The organism is Spongiibacter sp. C9W (assembly GCF_057370015.1).
Map to the genome: position 1 here is coordinate 993,442 of NZ_CM170672.1, position 22,793 is coordinate 1,016,234.

Annotated in this window: 20 protein-coding genes and 2 tRNA genes; 3 read left to right on the plus strand and 19 right to left on the minus strand. The window is 54.1% G+C overall.

The window, feature by feature from the left end:
• Positions 1-27 precede the first annotated feature (27 nt).
• The 6 genes from AC2Q8J_RS04785 to AC2Q8J_RS04810 form a co-directional block, all read right to left on the minus strand.
• Entirely contained in the window at positions 28-1,338 is a 1,311-nt protein-coding gene (locus tag AC2Q8J_RS04785) for a serine hydrolase domain-containing protein (RefSeq protein ID WP_486452263.1), read from the minus strand.
• Positions 1,339-1,497: 159 nt separating this feature from the next.
• A complete protein-coding gene (locus tag AC2Q8J_RS04790; protein WP_486452264.1) occupies positions 1,498-3,159 on the minus strand; it encodes a putative bifunctional diguanylate cyclase/phosphodiesterase in 1,662 nt (553 codons plus the stop codon).
• A 10-nt stretch (positions 3,160-3,169) separates the two neighbouring features.
• Positions 3,170-4,363 carry a sensor histidine kinase gene (locus AC2Q8J_RS04795; protein ID WP_288362570.1) on the minus strand — a complete coding sequence of 398 codons (1,194 nt, stop codon included), beginning with the start codon at positions 4,361-4,363 and terminating at the stop codon, positions 3,170-3,172.
• Positions 4,364-4,365: 2 nt separating this feature from the next.
• Positions 4,366-5,349, minus strand: a complete 984-nt coding sequence (locus AC2Q8J_RS04800; protein ID WP_486452265.1) for a DUF3369 domain-containing protein — start codon at positions 5,347-5,349, stop codon at positions 4,366-4,368.
• A gap of 4 nt (positions 5,350-5,353) precedes the next feature.
• On the minus strand, positions 5,354-6,571 hold the full coding sequence (locus AC2Q8J_RS04805; RefSeq protein ID WP_486452266.1) for a sensor histidine kinase: 1,218 nt from the start codon (positions 6,569-6,571) through the stop codon (positions 5,354-5,356).
• 149 nt (positions 6,572-6,720) lie between these two features.
• Entirely contained in the window at positions 6,721-8,043 is a 1,323-nt protein-coding gene (locus AC2Q8J_RS04810; RefSeq protein WP_486452267.1) for an ABC1 kinase family protein, read from the minus strand.
• Between the two features lie 176 nt (positions 8,044-8,219).
• Here AC2Q8J_RS04810 and AC2Q8J_RS04815 point away from each other — a divergent pair, with 176 nt between their 5' ends.
• On the plus strand, positions 8,220-9,050 hold the full coding sequence (locus tag AC2Q8J_RS04815) for an acetoacetate decarboxylase family protein (protein WP_486452268.1): 831 nt from the start codon (positions 8,220-8,222) through the stop codon (positions 9,048-9,050).
• Here AC2Q8J_RS04815 and AC2Q8J_RS04820 read toward each other — a convergent pair.
• The 8 genes from AC2Q8J_RS04820 to AC2Q8J_RS04855 form a co-directional block, all read right to left on the minus strand.
• Positions 9,040-9,711: a MarC family protein gene (locus tag AC2Q8J_RS04820; RefSeq protein ID WP_286694857.1), complete on the minus strand. Its 672-nt coding sequence runs from the start codon at positions 9,709-9,711 to the stop codon at positions 9,040-9,042. The genes AC2Q8J_RS04815 and AC2Q8J_RS04820 overlap by 11 nt on opposite strands.
• On the minus strand, positions 9,704-10,732 hold the full coding sequence (locus tag AC2Q8J_RS04825; RefSeq protein ID WP_486452269.1) for a quinone-dependent dihydroorotate dehydrogenase: 1,029 nt from the start codon (positions 10,730-10,732) through the stop codon (positions 9,704-9,706). The genes AC2Q8J_RS04820 and AC2Q8J_RS04825 overlap by 8 nt, the downstream gene beginning before the upstream one ends.
• 69 nt (positions 10,733-10,801) lie before the next feature.
• The gene (locus tag AC2Q8J_RS04830) at positions 10,802-11,431 is read right to left on the minus strand and encodes a phosphoadenosine phosphosulfate reductase domain-containing protein (RefSeq protein WP_286694855.1); all 630 of its coding nucleotides are present in this window, start codon (positions 11,429-11,431) and stop codon (positions 10,802-10,804) included.
• A 133-nt stretch (positions 11,432-11,564) separates the two neighbouring features.
• The gene (pepN, locus tag AC2Q8J_RS04835; RefSeq protein WP_486452270.1) at positions 11,565-14,216 is read right to left on the minus strand and encodes an aminopeptidase N; all 2,652 of its coding nucleotides are present in this window, start codon (positions 14,214-14,216) and stop codon (positions 11,565-11,567) included.
• Positions 14,217-14,241: 25 nt separating this feature from the next.
• A complete protein-coding gene (locus tag AC2Q8J_RS04840) occupies positions 14,242-15,084 on the minus strand; it encodes a DUF2797 domain-containing protein (protein ID WP_286837849.1) in 843 nt (280 codons plus the stop codon).
• Positions 15,084-15,356: a YeaC family protein gene (locus tag AC2Q8J_RS04845; protein WP_027872841.1), complete on the minus strand. Its 273-nt coding sequence runs from the start codon at positions 15,354-15,356 to the stop codon at positions 15,084-15,086. Before AC2Q8J_RS04845 ends, AC2Q8J_RS04840 begins: the two co-directional genes overlap by 1 nt.
• Before the next feature lie 60 nt (positions 15,357-15,416).
• The gene (locus tag AC2Q8J_RS04850; RefSeq protein WP_486452271.1) at positions 15,417-16,259 is read right to left on the minus strand and encodes a rhomboid family intramembrane serine protease; all 843 of its coding nucleotides are present in this window, start codon (positions 16,257-16,259) and stop codon (positions 15,417-15,419) included.
• Entirely contained in the window at positions 16,252-17,145 is an 894-nt protein-coding gene (locus AC2Q8J_RS04855) for an NAD(+) kinase (protein ID WP_027872843.1), read from the minus strand. The genes AC2Q8J_RS04850 and AC2Q8J_RS04855 overlap by 8 nt, the downstream gene beginning before the upstream one ends.
• Before the next feature lie 66 nt (positions 17,146-17,211).
• Here AC2Q8J_RS04855 and AC2Q8J_RS04860 point away from each other — a divergent pair, with 66 nt between their 5' ends.
• Entirely contained in the window at positions 17,212-18,105 is an 894-nt protein-coding gene (locus tag AC2Q8J_RS04860) for a DUF1853 family protein (RefSeq protein WP_486452272.1), read from the plus strand.
• On the opposite strand, the gene AC2Q8J_RS04865 is transcribed toward AC2Q8J_RS04860, so the two are convergent.
• The 4 genes from AC2Q8J_RS04865 to AC2Q8J_RS04880 form a co-directional block, all read right to left on the minus strand.
• Positions 18,042-19,010: a 1-aminocyclopropane-1-carboxylate deaminase/D-cysteine desulfhydrase gene (locus tag AC2Q8J_RS04865; RefSeq protein WP_486452273.1), complete on the minus strand. Its 969-nt coding sequence runs from the start codon at positions 19,008-19,010 to the stop codon at positions 18,042-18,044. The genes AC2Q8J_RS04860 and AC2Q8J_RS04865 overlap by 64 nt on opposite strands.
• A complete protein-coding gene (locus AC2Q8J_RS04870; RefSeq protein WP_486452274.1) occupies positions 18,979-20,325 on the minus strand; it encodes a hypothetical protein in 1,347 nt (448 codons plus the stop codon). The genes AC2Q8J_RS04865 and AC2Q8J_RS04870 overlap by 32 nt, the downstream gene beginning before the upstream one ends.
• 181 nt (positions 20,326-20,506) lie before the next feature.
• Positions 20,507-20,583 (minus strand) — tRNA-Asp (locus tag AC2Q8J_RS04875).
• Positions 20,584-20,606: 23 nt separating this feature from the next.
• Positions 20,607-20,682: transfer RNA gene (locus AC2Q8J_RS04880), tRNA-Val, on the minus strand.
• Positions 20,683-20,927: 245 nt separating this feature from the next.
• On the opposite strand from AC2Q8J_RS04880, the gene queD reads away from it, so the two are divergent.
• Positions 20,928-21,293: a 6-carboxytetrahydropterin synthase QueD gene (gene queD / locus AC2Q8J_RS04885; RefSeq protein WP_286694850.1), complete on the plus strand. Its 366-nt coding sequence runs from the start codon at positions 20,928-20,930 to the stop codon at positions 21,291-21,293.
• 466 nt (positions 21,294-21,759) lie between these two features.
• On the opposite strand, the gene AC2Q8J_RS04890 is transcribed toward queD, so the two are convergent.
• Positions 21,760-22,779 (minus strand): medium chain dehydrogenase/reductase family protein, encoded by a 1,020-nt coding sequence (locus tag AC2Q8J_RS04890; protein ID WP_486452275.1) that lies wholly within the window; start codon positions 22,777-22,779, stop codon positions 21,760-21,762.
• Positions 22,780-22,793: the final 14 nt, after the last annotated feature.

Consider the following 22,793-nt stretch of genomic DNA (forward strand, 5'->3'; position numbering starts at 1 on the left):
TAACAGAGTCGGTGAACAATAAAATGACTAGGTGTTCAACGAAAATCGCGGCATTTTACTGTTCAATATCTCCATGTTCTTGCATGGCGCGCAACGCGTGCTGATTCCGTCCACCAAGCCCAGCAAGCTCAGTATATGATTGCCCACAACGGGCTTGCCGGTATTGAGAATGGACACCGCGATATCCCGCTGGGGGTCTGCCCAACAAAGGATATTAGAAAATCCTAAGTGCCCGTAAGCGTAGGGTGTATTACGCCCGTACACGCCAATGTGACGGCCACCTAACATAGCGCCAGCACTATATCGCATGGGAATAATCAGCGAGCGATCAAATTGTGGGCGCGCCGCCTCCCGTGTAAGGCGGTTGACTGTCAGCGGCGATAACACCTGCTTACCCTGCCATTCCCCTTGTTGCACCAACATTTGGAAAAAACGACTGGCTTCTTCAGCCGTTGCGTACAGGTTGCCCGCTGGGATTTGCGCGTTTAAGAAGTCTGCGGTGTTGGACAAATGCACAACGGAATCGACATCCGTTCCCAGCACCTTCTCTAAATGCCGGCCTACCGGGCCGATATTCGCCATACCACTAATATAATTTTTAGCGACGTGGTGGTGGTCCGCTTCTTCTAGCCCGTAACGGAAAAAGCGCATGCCCATAGGCTTGCGGATCACTTCATCCAGGTAGGTATTAATGTCTTTGCCCGTGCATATCCGAATAAGCTCGGCGAGCACGAAACCACCGGTGATTGCATGATAGGCAACGACCCTGCCGTCTTCACATAAGGCCGGTTCCGCGCAGATTTTCTCCAGCGCGGCCTGCGGATCAAAAAGAATCTCCGTTGGCGTGCCCGGTGGCACACCCGGAACGCCCGCGCGATGCGCCAATAGCTGGTAAATGGTGATATTCGCCTTCCCGCCCTGAGCAAATTCGGGAATGTAGTGGCTGACCGGATTGAGGAGGTCAATCAGTCCATCTTCAGCAAGCTTGTGGATCAGTACCGCCGTTACCACCTTGGAGGCGGAAAATAAGCACACGGGGGTATTCAGCTCGGCAACCTCGGGTTCGCCGCTTTCCAAGCCGCGCGCGTAGCCAATACTGCGATTAATCAAAAGCTTACCGTTGCGACGAAGGGTCATGCTAACCATCGGGTGCATACCGCTGCGGTGTAAAGCCTCGGCTTTCTGCCATATCGCATCGACATCGCCTGCTTCCATTCCCGTCCCTTCGGGAGAAACTTCAGCGCTATCAATAATCGCTTTACTCGTGGCGAGGTACTCGGCACCCGGCGCACGAAAAATCTTGTTACTCAATGACTTGCATTGCTTGGAAAGCAGCATAACTACACTCTTTGGTCGACACAGCGCCCCGGAAATCAGGTTACTGCACAATAACGCATAGTTATAGCATGCCAAAAGAGTGTGAACTAGAGCCGAAATGGAGTAGAAATCCGGGCATTTGAGCAAACTGTGGCAGGAATTTCAGGCAAACCGGGCTTATCAGGAGTTCGCCTGTGCCCTGCCATCTAACAGCGGCGCTGGGCGACCGTGCAAATACCCCTGACTAAAATCGACACCTAAGTCACGCAGCTTGTCTTGCACTGACTCTCGCTCGACAAACTCCGCAATAGTCCGCTTGCCAAGCACATGACTGATGTCATTGATAGATCGAACCATGGCCTCGTGCACGGGGTTGGTGTCCATATCGTGGACAAAGAGCCCATCTATTTTGACAAAATCCACCGGCAGCTCTTGCAGATATCCGAAGGACGACATGCCCGTACCAAAGTCATCGAGTGCGAACTGCCCTCCCAATTCATGCACGCGCTCAATAAAGCGCGTCACTACTGAGTAATTGGTGATCGCAACCGTTTCAGTAATTTCGAAACAAATCAGCCCCGGATCAACATGACCACGGCGAAGTTTTCTATAGACAAACTCAAGGAAGGCTTCCTGACACAGTGACTGCCCGGAGATATTAACCGAAAACATATTTTCGCCAGGCTTTAACTGTGGATTCGCGCGAAGGTATGCAATGGCGGCATTGACAACCCATCGGTCCACCTGCGGCATAAGGCCAAAGCGCTCCGCCGCTGGCATGAATTGCCCCGGGCTGAGCAGCTCGCCTTTGTACTTCATGCGAAGCAACAACTCACTATAGCTTAGCGCTGAGGTGTCATCACCCAGCGATACGATGTGCTCGCGCACCAGACAAAAGTCGTCGTTGCTCAGGGCTTCGTTTATACGATGCACCCAATCCATCTCGTCATGCAGGCGACTAAGGTTCTTATCTTGTACATCGTATATGTGAACGCGATCTCGGCCATTATCCTTAGCGGAGTACATCGCCACATCGGCCTGACTCATCACGGTCTGACGTTCCAGGGAATACTGGTCAATAAGGACAACGCCAATACTTACCGATACGCGGTGGCTGATATTGCCCCAGTTGAAATTGATGCGCTTAACGGCCTTAACCAAGCGTGTGGCAATAGCGCGTGCTTCAAACGCGTCAACATTGCTCAACAGCACACCAAACTCGTCGCCCCCTAAACGGTAAAGTAGGTCGCCGGTAAACAATTCATCTTGAATACACTCCCCAACCACCTTAATCAGGTTGTCACCCGCGCCATGCCCACTGGTGTCGTTGATCAGCTTAAACTGGTCAATATCGATGTAGAGCAATGCATGAGTGCGGGAGCTGGTGGCAGCATCATTCACCAAGTTATCAATGCGGTGCTCGAATTCCTTTCGTCCTTCCAAAGAGGTTAATGGGTCGAGGTGGCTCACCGCACCGGCGTTGTCGAGATTCGACAAGGTATGAAATGCAAGCATGAGACTGTAACCCACTTGCTCTCCCGCCCCATCGTGGACGGGCGACACACCCGCCGCTAGCTCGGCTTCGTGCGCGCCTCCCTCTGCCAATAAACGCAGTCTCGCCTCATGACCCTGCGAGCACAGGTCTTTCAGCGAGGCCGCCGTTAACATGCCGCCGGCCTCATCCTTTAACCCGAGCGCTTCGCTGACCGGCTTGCCACACACATTGCTACTCTTTACCGCTAATAGCTGCTCAGCCGCGGGGTTGAGATAACAGATATTAACCTCGCTATCCGTGCACAGTATCGCCTGTGAGAGGCCCGAAACGATCCAGTCAGCACGCATCGCTCGCCCCTTACTCGCTCAGAGGGATGGTGAAGTAAAATGTCGACCCCTTGCCGACCTCAGACTCCAACCAGATTTTCCCACCGTGCCAGCGCACGATTTTTTCGCATATCGCCAGCCCCACACCAGATTCCTTGGAGACACCCTCGGTGCTATCGCGATGGAACAGGTTAAACAAGCTACTATGCTGCTCAGGGCTGATACCTCGACCGGTATCCGTCACCGAAAACAACCAGTTCCGCTCGTGGGTAACGGCATTGATATAAATGTCCGGTGCATGACCTTCTGTGAAGCGAATGGCATTGCTGATCAGGTTCTGGAATAGCTGAACCATTTGCCGGTGGCAGGCGTGAATCGTGGGCAATGTTTCACAGTGGAGATTGGCGCTGCTAGCGCGAAACTCAGCATCGAGATTCACCAACACCTCGTGGATCACTGCATTGCAGTCTACGGTTTCGCGGCTCTCGTTGAAACGCCCAACCGACGTCAGGGCAACGAGCTTATTCAACGCCGATTGCATCGCATAAATATTTTCCCGCATATCCATGACATCCTCGGCAATTGCAGCAGGCAATGCCTCCTGTTTTTGCGAGGACAGGCGACGAATCGTACCGACTACTTCGTTTAACGGCACCTGCAGATCTCTTGCCGCTAAGTGAGACAACTGCTCAATTTCATTGACTAAGCCGATAAGCTGGTGACGACTTCGCGCCAGGGAAACCAGGTCGCGATAGGATGACAACGCCGTGTAAATGACCGAGAACAAACGGTCTTGAGTGAGCTCGGTTTTCGCGCGGTAGTCATTGATATCATAGACTTTCAGCACCCGCCTTTCCGGAGCCAGACCGGGCTGCCCGGTTCGCAGTACAATGCGAACAAAATGGTTGCCAAGGTCCTGACGAATATATTGCGCCACATCCAAACCGGCACTGTCCGTTTCCATCACAACGTCCAGCAAAATAATTGCCACATCGGGGTTCTCGCGAATCATGGTCTTCGCTTCAGCACCCGAGTAGGCGCTGATAAACTCCAACTGCCGGCCGCCAAAGGTGAAGTCATGCAATGCCAAACGCGTCACTACATGGATTTCTTCTTCATCGTCGACAATCAGGATCTTCCACGTTTTTGACGCCTGATTTGGTGTCTGATTCTCACCCTGTATCGTGGTGTCTGCCGCCAGCATTAGGGGGTCATCGATAGCCACTGTTATCTCCCACTCCCGTCATCGCCCTTTCCATCTCGCAGGCTGTCTATTAATTCCACGTTATCGTGCGCGATTGCCACGTTTCTTACAAAAAGCTCGATCATCTGGATATCAGGAACCGAAAAATTATCTCGCGCGGACACGTACAATAATTGCTCGGTTCCAGCCTGTGTTTGGTAATAGCTCACCCAGTAATTGTCGCCATAGTTATTGGATTTATTTTCAAAAGCAATTCGCAAGCGCTCACCGGTTAGTTGGTCGAAGGCGTCACAACTCACTTCACCCTCGAAATTGGTAAATTTACCTGCTGAGGCCAATATCTGTAGTTTACGCTCACGGGCTTCAGCTACGATGCCCGAGGCTCGAATCAGCATCGCATCACGATTTAGGTATAACAAAGCGATCATCTGCTCAAGCACACCGTCGTAAAAGGCGTGCATTTGCCTGCGCTCAAAAATTGCCGCGGAGGCTTCGATGACCCGCAACAATCCACGTCGATTATTATCTAGCGCGCTGAGATCCCTGAAGGAGCGCAGGGCAGTATAGACGGTGGAAAATAATTTCTGGCGGGTGAGTTCGGTTTTTTCCTTGTAATCATTGATGTCGTAGCGCGTAATTACCTCGTGCTCAGGCGCCTGCCCCGCTTGCCCCGTGCGCAGGATGATTCGCACCAAGTTATTGCCGAGCTCTTCACGAATATAGCGCGCCAACTCCAGCCCGGCATGATCGGTTTCCATGACCACGTCCAACAAGATCACGGCGATATCGTCGTGTTGTTGAAGTAGCGTCTGCGCTTCGGCAGCCGAATACGCGCTGATCATCTGCAAACCGCGCCCGCCTAGCTCAAAATCTTCCAGGGCGAGCCGCGTGACTGAGTGCACGACTTTTTCGTCGTCAACTACCAGCAACTTCCAGGGGTCACTATGTCTGCTGCTAGCCACAGGACTATCGGCAGCCAGTTGTAATTTATCGTTTTCTTGCGACACGCTTTTATCCATTTTCAGTTTGCGCTCTCGGGTGGATATTCGCGGGGAAGCGGATTCTCACCTCCACACCACAACCAGGCTCGCTGTGCAATTCAATGCTGCCTAGCAATTGCCCAGTTACCAAATTGTAGACGATATGCATGCCTAAACCGCTTCCGCCCCTGCCTCGCCGGGTGGTAAAGAATGGTTCAAAGACCTGCCCCAAGTGCTCTGGAGCGATTCCCCGTCCATCATCGCGATAGACCAACTCGACCTCCCCGCCATCGTGGCGAACATCCAGCTGCAGGTGACCCTCCTCCCCTCTTTCATAGCCATGGGTAATGGAGTTCATCACTAAGTTAGTCAGTACCTGAGACAAGGCGCCCGGATAATTAAACACCCGGATATCATCATTAACTGACATGTCGTAGCGCAGCGAGGTGCCCTTAAGCTGAGGACTCAAACTGCGCCAAACCTCAGACAAATAAACCCCCAAATCAAATTCACGCAGACCATCCGCACTTTGATCAACAGCAACCTGTTTAAAGCTGCTGACGAGTTCCGCCGCGCGACTGAGATTACTGAGCAGCAATTCACAGTGCTGCTGGGTATTGTCGAGAAAGTCATTCAGCTCCCGGTGTCCCAGCTCGCCAGCCTGGTATTTATTGCGCACGTCGATGATTCGGCTACTCATACTGGACACTGCCGTAACACCAACACCTACCGGCGTATTGATCTCGTGCGCAACGCCCGCAACCAGCCCACCCAAGGATGCCATTTTCTCAGTCGTTACCAGCTGCTCCTGCGCCGCTTTTAAACGCCGCAGCGTCGCTGCCAGTTCAGCATTGCTTACCGCAACCTCACTCACCTTTAGTTCGAGCTCACGCTGCGCCGCGACAAATTTCGCTTCTCTGGAAGCCATCGCGGCAAGCATTGCACTCAGCCCCTCCCCCAACTCCTTTAACTCGCCCTTGGGGACCTCCAAGCTAGGCGCCGCGCCATTTGCCTGTTCAATATTTCGCAAGGTATTGGCCAAACGCAGCAACGCAGAGAAATGAGGGCGGCTCAAAACGTAAAAGGTGGCGTAACCGAGAGCCAGAGAAAGAAGGGAAAAAACGGTGATTTGCGCCAGATCGACATGCTGCTTTGCTAACACGAGCAAAATCGATAGCACGGCGACAGTGACGAGCAGAGCGATTAATGCCGATGCTCTCAACGTGAGGACTGGATAGCCGCGACTCAATCCACATCCTCCCTTCCGTTAACTGGTATGACTGCCCGCAAAGCCTATCTGCTTCGGCCTTTTATGTGACGTAGTTAACAGCGGCGGCGGCGCAAAAAATATCGTGTGTACTACCTACCCGATAATAGCCTTACCGTTAGCTAGCGGCGCTACATGTTGAACATCATATCCACGCGTTCATCGCGAAATAAATCAACACCGGGTGCCAACAACTCCATATATCGATCAAAATACAGGAACTGCTTTAATAGCATCGTGAATGAACGCGGGAAACGAATTCCGTAGTTTCTGGCGATACCACCTAAGTCACTCAACAACGCGTTCACACCATCGCCCGTGTTGTTCTCCAATACCCGCACGGGGTCCAGCGCATTCAGGTTGGTAAATAGCGCGGTAATATCCTGCGTGAGCGCCTCTACATCCACCTCGTCGCGTGTGATACCAACGGCCACCATCGCCTCGGCCATCATTCGGTAGTTCTGCGAGCTTACACCGTTAAATAGCGCAAACATCGCCTGCCATGCCTCCGGCTGGATACGGCCCACCATACCAAAATCAATGAAGCCGACACGGCCGTCGTCAAGCAGCAGTAAATTTCCACTGTGCAGATCGGCGTGGAAGAAGGAACACTGAGTCAAACTGGCAAACCAGGTATTGAGGGCATTAAATAGCCCTTCACTGGGGTCTCTCCCGCCCAGAAGGCCTTGATCGGTTAGCGCACAACCATAAAGCCGTTCCATGGTCAGCACGCGCGCAGAAGATGCCTTCGGATAGGGTTTGGGCGCAGTCACCCGGTCATTGCCTGTTTCTACTAGAAAACGCCGAAAAACGTTAAGGTTCCCCGCTTCCTTGACGAAATCGCATTCATCGATCATCGACTGGTACATCTCTGCAACCAGCCCCGCCACCGCATCGCGATCTGTATTGGGAACAATCAGTTCGAGTACCCGCGTGAGTACATATACCGTATTCATGTCAGTCGTCAGTACAGCCCGAACGCCTGGCTTTTGCACTTTAACAACGACATCTTCGCCCGTTTTCAGGGTTGCCGCATGGACCTGCGCAATGGACGCAGACGCCAGCGCTGTTTCATCAAAACGCCGATAAACCTCCTCCAGCGGGCAACCCAGCTCCTGTTCAACGATCTGCCTGATCTTCGTGAATGGGATCGCCGGGGTTTGATCCAGGCAGGCCTGGAACTCATCGACATAATCTTTCGGGAAAATGGACGGTGAACTCGCAATGAACTGACCAAACTTTATGTACGTAGCGCCCAGCGCTTCGAACAGCTCGCGCAACTCCGCCGGTTTCGGCTGGCGCCACTGAAGCAACCATTTCAGCGCCTGAGGGCACACGGTAGCGACCGTTTGCGCAAACCGCAGTGATCCGCGAAGCCCCAATTCCGCGATACCGATATTGCGGCCAGCGGAAAGCTCGGGAATCAGTGGTTTAAACCGTGGAATTGTAGCCATCAATGCATCCTCTCTACCTGCGTGAGCACAGGACTCTCGGCACTATTATCGCCTATTGCACTGCTGCGGCATAGCGAACAGCCCCCGACAATGTGCCATTACAGCACTGTAATGTCGTAACACTCACCGACTGGCTACAATCTAGCCATCGAAATAACAATAAACTGGGCTCAGACATGCAAGACACCGCTATCCACGCAACCGAACAAGAGGTTGAAGGCAAACACACCAACGATGTATGCAAGCACATTAGCGACGGCTGCTACGACATTGATGGTAAGCAGGTCGACCTGCCTGTGCTGGTTAACGACGCCGCTATGTTGATGAACATTTATACCGTAGACAGCCAAAAAGCGCAGGCATTGATAGCAGATACCGGTTTCAAAGTAGTGGAGCTCTGGCCTGGCAAAGCACTCATGCAGCTTCTTGCCGTGGATTATCGGGAAAACGATCTGGGGGACTACAACGAGGCGGCCATTGTCTTCCCGGTGCTAACGCCAGGAGAGTCGCAGCCACTGCCGGTTTTCGGCGCAATGTGGCGCGTTATGCGCGGCAAACTCGCCAACTACGTCTACAGAATGCCGGTAAACCAAGGCTTTACCACCCATGCCGGGCGCTATATTTGGGGCTTTCCCAAATGGGTTACCGATGTTGATGTGCACTTCAATGAGCACGAGGCACGCGCCCGCTTTAACGACGACGATCAACTGGTCTTCGAAATCAGTGCAAAAGCCGGCGGAAAGAGCAAAGCGCCGGCACAAGAAGCGCCATCGCTGGCCGTGCGCAACGGCAAAGCCTGGAAGACCGTGGGCATTACCGAAGGCGAAGGCCTGCGATTCAGCATGGGGGGAAACCCGCCTAGAATTGGCGAGGAGCACTCATTGGCGAAGACTTTGCGCGTACTGGGCTTACCGAAAAAACCGCTGTGTAGTGTGTCGATGGCACGCGCCAAACTTCGCTTTGAGGGCCCCGAGGCAGTGGCGATCGGCCAGCCTTTCAGCCGCTAATCTGCTGGGGCGCTGACACGGCGCCCAACAGACCACTTTGGGCAATGCCGTCAAATAGAAACTGCATTGCCAAGGCACACAACAGAACCCCAAACACACGGCTCACCATGTGCATACCGGTGACGCCAAGCAGTGTTTGCAAACGGCTCGCCAGCAATAGCGCCGCCAGTGTCACCAGTAACACCAATAGTAGCGCGAGCGCCACCGCGCCCTGCTGGAGATAATCTCCCTCGGCGTGGGCCATTAGCAGAATCACCGCGCCAATTGCTCCAGGTCCGGCAATTAATGGTGTTGCCAGGGGGAACACGGCAATATCTGCCTTCGCTTCCGCCTCTTTCCGCTCTTCTCGCGTTGTTGTGGTGGCGCCGCTGCCATTTGCCGCCACCATATCAATACCAATCAGCAGCAATAGCACACCACCGGCAGCCCGCAGCGCGGCAAGAGATATGCCGAGAATACTCAGAATCCACTCACCGAGCAGCGCGAAAAGAAACAAAATGACCGAGGCCACTAACACGCCTCGCATGGCCGTCAGGCGGCGTTCTTTCGCATCCAGATCCCCAGAGAAAATGGCGAACATCGCCGCGACATCAATGGGGCCGATCGTTGCGAAAAAGGTGGTAAACGCAACACTGAATGCTTCTAACACACCACTAGGCACGAGTGATCGCTCGCTTGGCGCCGCTCACCGCATCGCGAATCAATGCGGGGCCGCGGTAGATAAACCCGGTATACACTTGCAGCAGGGACGCACCCGCCGCCACTTTTTCGGCCGCCGACGCATCGTCACTAATACCGCCTACCCCGATGATGGGCAGACGTCCGGCCAACTCGTCGCTTAATATTCTCACCACCGCGGTGGATGCCTCACGCACGGGTGCGCCACTCAAACCACCCGCCTCATCACCGTGGGGCAGCCCAGCCACCCGCTCACGGGCGATCGTGGTGTTTGTGGCGATCACCGCGTCGATGCCCGCTTCAACAAACGCCTTGGCAACATCTCGAACATCAACCTCAGCCATATCCGGTGCGATCTTCACCGCGATCGGCACATAGCGACCGTGCTCTGCTGCCAGCTCAGCTTGCGCACTCTTTAGCGCCTTCAACAGCTCGCGCAGGGGTTCACCAAATTGAAGGTCTCGCAGCCCGGGTGTATTCGGGGACGACAAGTTCACCGTTACATAACTGGCCAATGGATAGACTTTGCGCAGGCAATGCAAATAGTCATCTACCGCTTGCTCGGCAGGCGTATCTTTATTCTTCCCGATATTAATACCGAGCACACCGTCGTAACGGCTGGCCTCGACGGCGTTAACCAGCGCATCGACACCGTCGTTATTAAAGCCCATACGATTGATAATGGCCTGGGCGGCGGGCAAACGAAATAACCTCGGCAAGGGGTTACCGGGCTGGGCACGCGGGGTGACCGTACCCACTTCAATAAAACCAAAGCCCAGTGCCGCCAGTGCGTCGATATGGCGAGCATTTTTATCGAGACCCGCGGCAAGGCCAACCGGGTTGGGGAAGCGAATACCCATAACCTCAACAGGACACGATTCCGGCTTAGCACTGAGCACCGCGGTAAGACCCAGGCGGTGCGCAAGGTCTAACGACTTTAGGGAAAAATTGTGGGCAGTCTCCGCTGACAGGCGGAACAACAGGGGGCGAATCAACGAATACATGTGGGGGCCCTTATAAAATTTGGCGCCAGCATAGCGAAATGCGGCGCCGGGAAAAAGCCCGAGCCTCGATCACGCCGAGGTATGCAAACCACACTCGCGGTTTTCCGCGACCTTGGTGGGGTCAAAATAATGCTTGCAGCTGGGCAGCTGGTGCTCGGCCATATAGGCCTGAACGTCGTCTTCTGTCCAATAAAAAATTGGCGCCACTTTCAAGATGCCCCGCCCGTCCCAGGACAAAACGTCCAAACTTTGACGAAACGCCGTCTCTTCTTTTCGAATTCCGGTGAGCCAAATTTTCGGCTTAATCTCTTCGAAAGCACGATTAAACGGTTCAAGCTTCACCTGTCGCGTAAATTCGCGATGTAGCTCGGGGTTATCGTCCGGGTGTGGAATGCCCCCCATCAAGGCGTTGCGACGCTCTGCCGTCATTTCAGGGATATACACCTTCAAGTTGGGCTTTAGCAGCTTGATCAATTTTTCCGCCACGCGGTAGGTGTCCGGCACGTTGTAGCCACTGTCGGCCCACACAATCGGCATACTCGGATCCACATCAGTGATCAGCTTCAGCATCACAGCGGCATTCGGCGAGAAGCTCGTAGACGACATCGCCGGCTGCCCCAGCGATACCGCCCAGCGGATAATCTCTTCCGCGGGCCTGTCGCGCAGCTCTGCATTCAATGTGTCTATATCAATGTCCATGATCGTCTTCACTGCCAATATTACGGTTGGCAACTTTACCACATGATTGCAGAAAAACAATAAAAAGCTATAAAAATCAGTCAGTTATAACAAATGCGAATATTGTTATAACAAAATCAATTTTTATAGCGCACTAGTCTTTCAGGCTTTTAGACACAACCTCATAGACATCGCTGCTCAGTTCCGGCTCCGCCAGAATACGCTCCAGCTGGCCCCTCATACGTTGTTGTACCTCAGGCGTATATTTCCGCCACTTGCTCAGTGGCCCCAATAACCGCGAGGCGATCTGTGGGTTACGTTGATTGAGCTCAATGACTCTGTCGGCGAGAAAGGCATAGCCTGCGCCGTCTTCGCTGTGGAAATTCACCGCATTTTGACCACAGAACGCCCCCACCAATGCCCGCACTTTATTGGGATTGGCGGCATCGTAGGCGGGGTGTGACATCAATTCGACTACCCGCTCAAGGGTGCCGGGCAGGCGGCACATCGCCTGTACCTGGAACCACTGATTAATCACCAAGGGCTCGTGCTGCCAGTCTTGATAAAAGCGCTGCAAGGCGTCTGACTTGTAGGGCATATCGCTGTTTACGATCGCATTTAATGCCGCACTTCGGTCGGTCATATTGCGACTGGTTTCAAATTGCTCGCGCGCCATTTCTGGCCCATGCGAGGTATACATCAAATAGGACAGCGCTGCATTTTTCAGGCTTCGGCGAGCAATTTGCTCAGCACTTGGTCGATAGGCCTCATCACTTGCACAACGGCGATAGGCCGCCTGCAGCGGTTCAACAAGCGCGGTAGCAATACCCTTGCGCAAGGCTTCACGGGCCTGGTGGATAGCATGCACATCGACCGGCGAAATCAACTCTGCCAAGTACGCTTCCGAGGGCAACTGCAACATCAGCGCTACCATTGCGGGGTCGAGCTGTGCGTCCTCTAAAAGTTGCTGGCAGGCATCCAGGTAATCTTGCGCAACCTCAGCGGCCTCTCCAGCAGCTTGCGCCGCAAGGGCATTGCGAATTTCCGCCAACCCGAGCTGCTGGCTGGCGTCCCAACGACAAAAACCATCGCTGTCGCTCTGCATGATACGCAACAGGTCAGCACGCTGGTAGTTCATGCTTAACTTCACTGGCGCCGAGAAACCGCGCAATAAACTGGCAACCGGCGACTCGATGACATTCTCAAAGACAAACTGCTGTTTGGCCTCGGTAACATCGAGCACCATCTCAGTGTTGTCCGCCGTCTCAGTATCTTGTGGCTGCCCCTTAAGCTGCAGTGGAAGCTGCCCTGCTTCGCCGAGTAAGGCCACTTTAAGAGGGATATGAAAAGGCGCCTTTTCCGCCTGCCCGGGCGTGGCAGGGCAGGACTGCGTAACGCTGAGCGTGTAGCGTTGGGCCTGCGCATCATAGTCGCCCTGCACTGAAAGCTGGGGAGTACCCGCCTGGGAATACCAAAGGCGGAATTGGCTTAGGTCCACGCCACTGGCATCTTCCATTGCCTTAACAAAGTCTTCGCAGGTAACCGCCTGGCCGTCGTGGCGCGCAAAATACAAATCACTACCCGCGCGGAAGCGCTCAGGTCCCAGCAAGGTATGAATCATGCGAACGACTTCGGCACCCTTCTCGTAGACGGTGACCGTGTAGAAATTGGAGATTTCAATAAAGGAGTCGGGGCGCACGGGGTGGGCCATCGGGCCCGCATCCTCGGCAAACTGGGCGGTACGCAGCAGCGTAACGTCTTCGACGCGTTTTACGGTCGGCGATCCCATGTCAGCGGAAAATTCTGCATCCCGGAAAACGGTGAAGCCTTCCTTCAAACTAAGCTGAAACCAATCCCGGCACGTCACGCGATTCCCAGACCAATTGTGGAAATACTCGTGGGCAACAACCCCTTCCACACGCTGAAAGCCTGCGTCGGTCGTCGTTTCCGGCTTTGCCAACACGCAGGAGGTGTTGAAGATATTCAGGCTCTTGTTTTCCATCGCGCCCATATTGAAGTCATCGACGGCGACGATATTAAACAGCTCGAGATCGTACTCCCGACCATAGACCTCCTCGTCCCAACGCATCGCATTTTTCAGCGACTGCATGGCGTGATCGCACTTATCGAGGTCTTTCTCTTCTACATAAATGTGCAGGGCAACATCACGACCACTCATGGTGGTGAAACTATCGCTGATACGCGACAGCTTTCCAGCCACCAGGGCAAATAAATAGGCGGGTTTCGGAAACGGGTCGTGCCACACACTGCGGTGAAGGCCGTTGTCGAGTGCTTCGGTAGCGGTGCAGTTGCCGTTGGACAGCAGCACGGGGTAGGCATCCGCGTCAGCAATAATTTCTACATCGAACACCGACATCACATCGGGTCGATCCAGATAATAGGTAATTTTGCGAAAGCCCTCTGCCTCGCACTGTGTGCAAAACATACCGCTGGATTTATACAGCCCCTCCAGCGAGGTATTTTTTTGGGGATATATTCGCGTTTTGCACTCCAGCTCAAAGGCCTCGGGCACACGATGGATACAAAGCAGCTCGCCCTGTTGCTCCCAGTCGCCCTCGGGTAAAACATCCCCATTAATCGCCAGTGACAATAACTCCAGCTCAGCACCGTGCAACTCCAGGCTCTGCGAAGCCGTCTCCGCGGCGGGGTTGCGCCGCATTGTCAGGCGCGATGTTACCTCGGTAGAGCGCTCACCCAGATGAAAACTGAGGGACGTTTTGTCGATCAAATAGTCGGGAACGCGATAGTCTTTCAGGTAAATCGTACTGGGCTGCGCGTCGCGCATACTGCTCTCCTCAAAGGCGGATGATCTACAGAGCCGGACTGCTCAACTCCAGCTGGTAACCGCCGTATTTACGAATATTAATCACACCGGTATCAAAGATCAGATACTGACCTTTAATTCCCATTAAGGTGCCTTCTGCAAGGGGGACTTTGTCGAGATTAAATGACTTCACCTTGGTGGGATATTCCACCACGGGATAGCGAATATGCTGAACGTCCGCATCATCGATAGTTTGGATAGCCTGCAGACCGAAGCGCTTCTGCAGTGCGTCGATCTCGTCGCCACAGACTTCCGCGAGCTGGTCGCGGCGCGCGTACAGATCCTGTTCAGGAGGGGTGCCCTTCAGCATCGCCTGCCAGCTGGTTTTATCGGCCACATGCGCCTTGTAAGCGCTTTCGACCAGGCCGGACTGCAATCGATTGCTCACCCGAAAAATAGGCAGCGCCGCCACTGCACCTTGATCGATCCAGCGCGTCGGTAGCTGAGTACCGCGGGTAATTCCCACCTTCACCCCCGACGAATTCGCCAAGTACACAATGTGGTCGATCATGCAGTGCGCTTCGCCCCACTCAGGCTCTCGGCAACTGCCTTCAAAATAGTGGCACTTTTCGGGGCTGACAATACAGCTGTCGCACTGCGCCAGGCGCTGAAAACAGGGATAGCAGTACCCCTGGCTGAAACTTTTCTTGGACAAGCGACCGCAGTGCACACAGTGAATTTGCTGTTGGTAGGCCAGCGTCACTCGACTGCCAATAAGCGGATTCATTGGCACCGACTGCTGCCCCAGCGTCAGTGTGTATTGGGCTTCGTTATCTTCCAGAGCGGTACGCATTTTCGATGCCGCCCCGGCTACATTCGACAAAGCCATCAGGAGTCGGCCCACTTTATCGGCTTTTCAGCGCCGTTATCGCCGTGTCCGTCGCAGCTATCCCCCTCGGATTTACTGCCTTTATCAATGTACCCCACCCGCTGCTCTTCGGGCTTGCGGCGGTGGTCGTAGGCGATAACCGCATCCATACAATGCGCTCGCTGCTCGTCGGTTAACACGCGGCCATCCGGCCATTTGCCAATTTCCAGCGCGCGCTTAAGCGAGGCATAAATTGCCGGATCCAAGTTATCGATGAGTTTTTCAAAATCCATAGCGCCCTCCACAGGCCGCTCGTGAAAGACGAGAATTATAACAGAGTGAGTAGTGCTGGCTTATACGCTTTTGCGCCGCAAAAACGATGCGCCAATGCCGAGCAATACGCCCATAATCAGGCCAGAAAGGTGAGCAGTGTTGGCGATTTCCCCCAGCCCGAGCAGGCGGGTAAAGCCTGCCATACACACCACAAGCCACACCAGCATGACCACGGCAACGCCCTTTACCAGTGGCAGTGACTCGGCTGGCCGCAGTCGATTCCAAACAATGATATAGCCAAGCAAGCCGTAGATAACGCCCGACATACCGCCAAATAGCGACACCGACATCATCGCCTGCGCCATGTTTGAAGCCGCTGCAATAAGTATCACCATCGCCAGCAGCGTCACACTGCCCTGCCGCTGCTCAATCATCCCGCCCAATTCCCATAACCACAGGCCATTAAAGGCAATATGCAGCAGACCGAAATGAAGAAACATCGGGGTTAACAGCCGCCACCACTGCCCAACTGGCCAGTCGGCGACAATCTTACCCGCGCCGAGATCCAAGGGGTAAAAGCTCAGCGAAGACACCGCCCGAAAGCTGCTATCCACAGCCGGTAACAGCGCCCCCAGAATACTGAGTAACAACAACACCGCCACCGCAGGCCGCTGGCGAAGTGAGCGCGACTGCACTGACTGAGGCGCTGCCACTGAGTGGCGAGTAATGTGCAGCTCGCCACTGCGCAACTTTTGGTAGAGCTCTGCCACAACGGCAACCTGTTCCTCATCACCGACGCGAAGAATTTGACTCCCTCCCTCTTCAGCAATGTGGTGAGCAACACCCTGCTGCCACAACAAAGCAGAAAAGTCGGCTAAATTCTCATCGAGAGGAAGGCGTAGCGCGATATAGTACTCAGTCATCGTCATCCCCGGCAGGCAGGTGCGCCCCCCAGCCCAATTTATCGCGACAACTGGCATAAAAGCTGTGATCAAGCGGGTGGATGAGCTTCATACGGTGCGGCTTTTTACGCACCGTAATCACATCGCCCGGCTGACTGGTCATGCGCAACTGGCCGTCGCACGTTACCGGTGGCTGCGCGGTGTTGCAGTCGCACACCACCATGCTTATTTCGCTTTTTCCATCAATGACGATAGGGCGACTGCTCAGGGTGTGCGGGAACATTGGCACGATGACGATTGCATCCAAACGCGGGTGCATAATGGGGCCACCGGCAGACAGCGAGTACGCGGTAGACCCCGTGGGTGTTGAGATAATTAAACCATCGGAGCGCTGGCGGTAGACAAACTCGCCGTCGACAAATAGCTCGAACTCCATCATATGGCCGCTGGTGCCCGAGTTGAGCACCACATCGTTGAGGGCGTCGCCTTTACCTACGCGCTCACCACCGCGCATCAGTTCCACGTCCAACAGGAAGCGCTTTTCCAGGCGGTAATGGCCATCCAATACCGCGCCAACTTGGCTCTCTATTTCATCGGGTGAAATGTCGGTGAGAAACCCCAAGCGGCCGCGGTTCACGCCAAGCACCGGGGCATTGTGTCGCGCCAAGGTCCGCGCGGCGCCCAACAAGCTACCGTCGCCGCCCACCACAATGATCAAGTCGCAAATTTCACCGATCATCCGGCGACTGCAAACCCGGAGGCCATGACCAGACATTAAACCGGCGATTTGCTCGTCGAGTACGGCGCTGAGCTCTCTCTGCTGGAGGTAGTCCAACAGGCGTTTAAGCGTGACGGCGACACCGTTGCCTTCTCGGCCGATGACCCCTATATTGCGGAACTGTTCCATAATTACTGCTGCCATGCGCGGGGCCGCCATTATAACCAGCCCACGTGAATACAATGCAAACCTTGTGTGCGTCTGAGCAAACCAGGATACCGATCTATCAAGCCATTAGACCTACAGCACTTCGTCTCGCCCTATACTCGCGCCCTGGCATGGGCTTGTTTTTCAGCGCCGCTGGTCAACATCGGCGACCACCCAGCGCTTGCGCTCACCCCCGAGCGAATGGCATGGCTGCAGTCGCTGGACAACGACGACCAACCACTGCGAAAACACCTACAAGAGCGCTGCAAAAGCCCACGCTTAGGGCTGGTCTTCGAGTCCTTGTGGCACTTTTTTCTCGAACAGGATCGCAGCACCGAACTGATCGCTCACAACTTACCCGTCCGAAATGCCCGCGGCCGAACCCTGGGCGAGTTCGATATCCTCTATCACGACCACACCCTGCAGCAGAGCTTCCACCTGGAGCTGGCGGTTAAGTTCTTTCTCGCCACGCGCCCGGGTGACATTCCGCTATCGGCGTGGCTGGGGCCCAATAGCGCAGATCGCCTCGACCGCAAGCTCGAGAGACTGCAAACTCACCAGCTACCGCTAGCTAACAGCCCGGAGGGCGCGTTAGCCATGTCAAATGTCGGTATCGAGCACTGCAAAGCGCTACTGAGGGTGGCTGGCGTCCTGTTTTATCCACAAGGGAAACGCGCAACAAGCGCCTGTCTCAATAACGACCATCCCAAGGGAACGTGGTTTTCGGTTCAGCAATTCACCACGCAGAAAACCGAAAAAGAGCAGGCAACATGGCGCCTATTAGAAAAGCCTCACTGGCTATCGGCAGACTACCAGCAAACCCAGGGCATCGAGAAAGCGATCGCGCTGGCGACCAAGCGCCCGCAAATGTTGATAAATCAAAAGTTAGAGCGTTGCTTCGTTGTCCCCGAGCATTGGCCGCTAATCCCCAACACAGATTGATTAAAGAGTGCTGGGTGGCCACTTCTCCCCTGCAAGCCCCCCGAGTGAATAACCAGCACCCGGGACTCCCTCGCTAACTCACCGCGCTTATGCATCGCGTCGACGGCAAAGCAAAGCTTTGCGGTATAAACCGGATCAAGCGGCACACGCTGCTGTGCTTCAAAGCGCAGAATAAACTCGCTCAGCTCACCACTGACACGACCAAAGCCCTTACCCGCAAAACGATGGTCCAGGTGCCAGTTTTTTCGCGGCGAACCTAAGTCGTCAAGTATTTGCGCAATATCGCGCGCCATAAAGGCCTCGGCCTTGAGAACGGGTATACCCAATATACGTGTCGAGCCCGCAACCGCCGACGCCAATCCCGCAAGCGTTGCGCCCGTTCCACAGGCCGTAACAATCAATGAATAGTCAGCACCACAGTCTGGCAGCAGCGCCGCGATATCCGCGCAACCCGATGCGCCGAGCGCATTGGCACCGCCCTCGGGAATAAAATACGGACGATCAAAGCCGCGCAGGAGACTGGCGATATATTCAGGATCATGCCGTCGACGGTAGTCACTGCGGCTCAGATGAACCAGGCGCATACCCCAGCGCCGAAGGTCTGCCATGCAGGGCGTCACTTGAGCCTCATCCGCGCGAATGAATGCCGCCGTCGGCCAGCGATTGTGGTGCCCCCATGCCGCCAAGGCATGCAAATGATTGGAATACGCGCCACCCAGGCTCACCAAACACCGCGCACCCTGCTTTCGGGCTACGGCAATATTTTCGCGCAGCTTGAACCACTTATTCCCAGGGGCCAGCGCATCAAAGCGATCCAGACGCAGCATATCCACTTTGGGAGAGTGATAAGCATCAAGCGGTTGAATAAGGGGCTCAGCCACCGCGATGATCTTTGCAGCGGTCACTCTCCCCTTCGCGGAATAACTTGGGGCGCATTACTTTAATCAGCGGTTGCCCACAGTATTCGCCGGCGGGATTTTGGTGGCGACAAATCGGCAGCCGGTAATGCTGCAACCAACGCTGATAGCGCTCCACACTCACCTCGCAGCGGTGGGCGGCAAATGACTGCGGGTCGCGCAAATACGATGGCATTTCTTCTCGGTCGATCACCAGGTGCTCAATACCCGGGTGATAGGCAACAAACACAACGCCTTTCTCAGCCATATCTTGCAGCATTTTGCTGTCGTCATTGAGCAACAGCTCTCGATTCTGCTCTCGCAATCGGCTCAGCTCACTGCGCAGCTCCACAATCTCCGTGGAGCGCTGATAGAGCTCATTTTCACGGCGATTCAAGCGCTCTTCAAATTCCACCGCCTGCTGCTGCAGTTTAAGCTTTAGCTCCTTCTCATAGCTTTTGCGCAATTTCTCTAATTCTTCGGAATAAGCACCCTGGCTGCCTGCCGATTCCAGTAAACCTTCATATTCGGTTTTTTGCTCATCGAGCAGCTGTTGCTGCTTATTTAGGCTGGCCTCAAGTTGACGCCGCTGCGCCACCTCGCCCGCTAGCATCTCTTTTAACGCCGCAAGCTCGTCATTTTTTTCCGCTAGTTGGCGACTGAACTCCTCTTCAGCGGTCTCAAAACGTGACTGATGCTTTTGCTGCACTGTTGCCAGGCGCAACTGCTCCGCGCTCTTTAAGGCCTTGAGTCGCTCCCGATAGCGACGATGGAAGATGGGGGTAGCCGAGTCCGCCGCCACGGAAACCGACGGCTCCGCATCCCCCCCCTGCGGGGGTACATGGCGGCGAAAAAAATCCGATACCGTTGTTTGCTCGGGCCCGGTGTTCAGGGCATCGCTGACAATACCCAAGCGGTTGCGCTGCACCGCGGCGACCAGAGCCGAAAAGGTCTGGTGCCCTTCCATTACTGGATCCCAGAGTTGATTGCGATACCAAGACACCGGGCAAGCGCTGTGACAAGCAACTTTCGTAACACCCCCACCCAGGTCGGGGCCGAAACTGGCATGATCAAGTAAGTGGCGAAGCGGGATGTTCCAATTTCCGGTGATACGGCCGCGCTTGTCAAAGCTGATGACAAAAAAAACCGCTCCGGTAATTTTCATTTCTGTGTTGATTTGTACAAACACCGCCTGCAATTGCTGACCAGCAAAATCCGGCACACCGACAACGTCGTCCAGCACCGCTTCGAACTCGGCGAAGAACATCTCCTTCACAACCTCGCCGTCGCGAATAAACATAATGGCTTCGGTAAGTGCCGACACAGAACTCTCCACAACAAATCTTCACTAGCAGTAATATAGCGCTAATCGGCGACACAAAGGGCACACGACATAGAATTGTGACACAACAGATTGCGGAGTTTACAACTTGAAAAAGAAGATAGGTATAGAAGAAAGGAGGTCTTTTGCATGGCGCTAAAGAGAGGCTTTAGCGTGTTAAAGTTGGCGGACCGGACGGGACTCGAACCCGCGACCTCCGGCGTGACAGGCCGGCATTCTAACCAACTGAACTACCGGTCCGCATACTTTAAACAACCTCGATTTGGTGGGTGATGACGGGATCGAACCGCCGACCCTCTGCTTGTAAGGCAGATGCTCTCCCAGCTGAGCTAATCACCCCTCTCAATCGAGTGAGGCGCATTCTACAGTAATCGCTTTTCTTGTCAAACCTCTCCGATAAGTTTTTTTAAAATTTTATGAAAAAAACGCTATCCAACTGATTTCGCTTATTTTTCGTACAAAAGGAAGCTCATTAATTGTTCATTCTGCACAGCAAATGAACAATTGGATTTAGCTGCGTGCTGTACAGCTTATACACAGCTGATTACCATAGCCGCCCCACTCGTTCAGCCAGAGATTAATCTGTGGAAATTTTCAAAGAATTTACTTTTGAAGCCGCTCACCGCCTACCCAACGTTCCCGAAGGGCACAAATGTGCACGACTGCATGGGCACAGTTTTCTATTACGCATAGTGGTCGGCGGGGAACCTGATAGCCACACTGGCTGGATTATGGACTTCGGTGATATCAAAGCTGCCGTTAAGCCGATTATCGACCAATTGGATCACTACTATCTCAACGATATCCCCGGCCTAGAGAATCCGACGAGTGAAAACCTGGCGATCTGGATTTGGCAGAAGCTCAAGCCGCAATTGCCTGCGCTACTTCGGGTCGAGATGCGTGAAACCTGCACCAGCGGTTGCAGCTATGCGGGCCCTGGCGCGCGCTGATATGCACCATCTATGAGCATTACCGTGCGCCACACTGCAACATGGTGGCGTTTGGTAACACGTTACATAAATCAACTATTGACGTAACACTTATTCACAGTTAGGGCTGCTGTAGCAAATGTGACAAGCTTAGCGCTCAAAAGTCATACAAAAAATCACAAAAACACCACAACCTATTGTTTTTATTGACTTTTGTAATAATGGCTAAATTTTGAACAATTTGTTACAAGGCCGATTCCATCGTACCTAGCGCCACAAACTGACAACTTACCCACCAACTTATCCACAGATTATGTGGAAAACTGGTAACCTCAGTGCAAAACTTCAGGCGTTACCATAGGGAATACGTTAGACACAATCGCGCGCCCCGAATTTATTCAACAAATTTGTTATATGGGCAGCGCATGTAAGGGTAAATACGGATAAGCCGGGGCGACGGGGGCCCCCGGCGATGACAGGGGTGGGATCAGGCCATCTCGAGCACGACTTTTCCGGCAATTTCACCCCGGTCAAGACGCTGATGGATCTCAACAATGTCATCCAAGCGTGCGCGCTCGGCGATAACCGGCTGCAACTCTCCCGCAGCCAGCATGGCAAACAAGGCGCTTACATCGGCGATAAAATCATCGGGCTGTTTCTCACGCCGGGTTTGAATATTGTAGAACCGCGTTTTCTTGCCATCGGGCAGCAACTTCCACAGACCCAGTAATTTGGCAAAGCCAAATATCACACTGGGCACGCTCTCCTCTCCCGTTGTCAGTTGCAGGGCGCCAAAGCCCACCAGACACCCCCCTGACTTAAGGCAGCGGTATGAGCGCGACCAGTTTTTTCCGCCGATGGTGTCAAAGACCGCATCGACGCCTTCGCCACCTGTTAAACGCTTTATCTCCGCCTCAAAGTCACTGCTGCGATAATCAATATGGGTTGCCCCAAAACGCTCAATCACCTCTTTTTTAAACGCTGAGCCCGTGCCATACATTTTTAGCCCCATATGGCGCCCGAGCTCCAATAACGCCGTGCCCACGGCACCGCCGGCAGCGTGAATAAGGCAGCTCTGCCCCTCGCGCATATTGGCCTCGCGGGTCAACATTTGGTAGGCCGTTGTATATGACAGAATCATACACACTGCCGACGCCGCATCTAAATTAGGCGGCGCGGGCACGACCTGGCTTGCGGGAACACAGAGATACTCGGTGTAGCCGCCGATCACTGGCATATCCGCCACCGCATCGCCCACCGCAAAGTCGCTAACCCCGTCACCAACGGCATCAACAACACCAAACCAGTCGTAACCGGGTGTAAAAGGCGGCTTCTCCTTCACGCCAACGTACTGCCCTTGGCGAATAATGGTGTCTGTAAAGCCGGTGCCAGCAGCCAGCACTTTCACGCGTAATTCGCCAACGCCGGGCTCAGGGAGTGCCGCTTCTCTTTTGATGACCAGTTTCTCCGGGTCACCAAAGGCTGTTAATTCCACTCGCCGGTACATACCTTTTCTCCTGT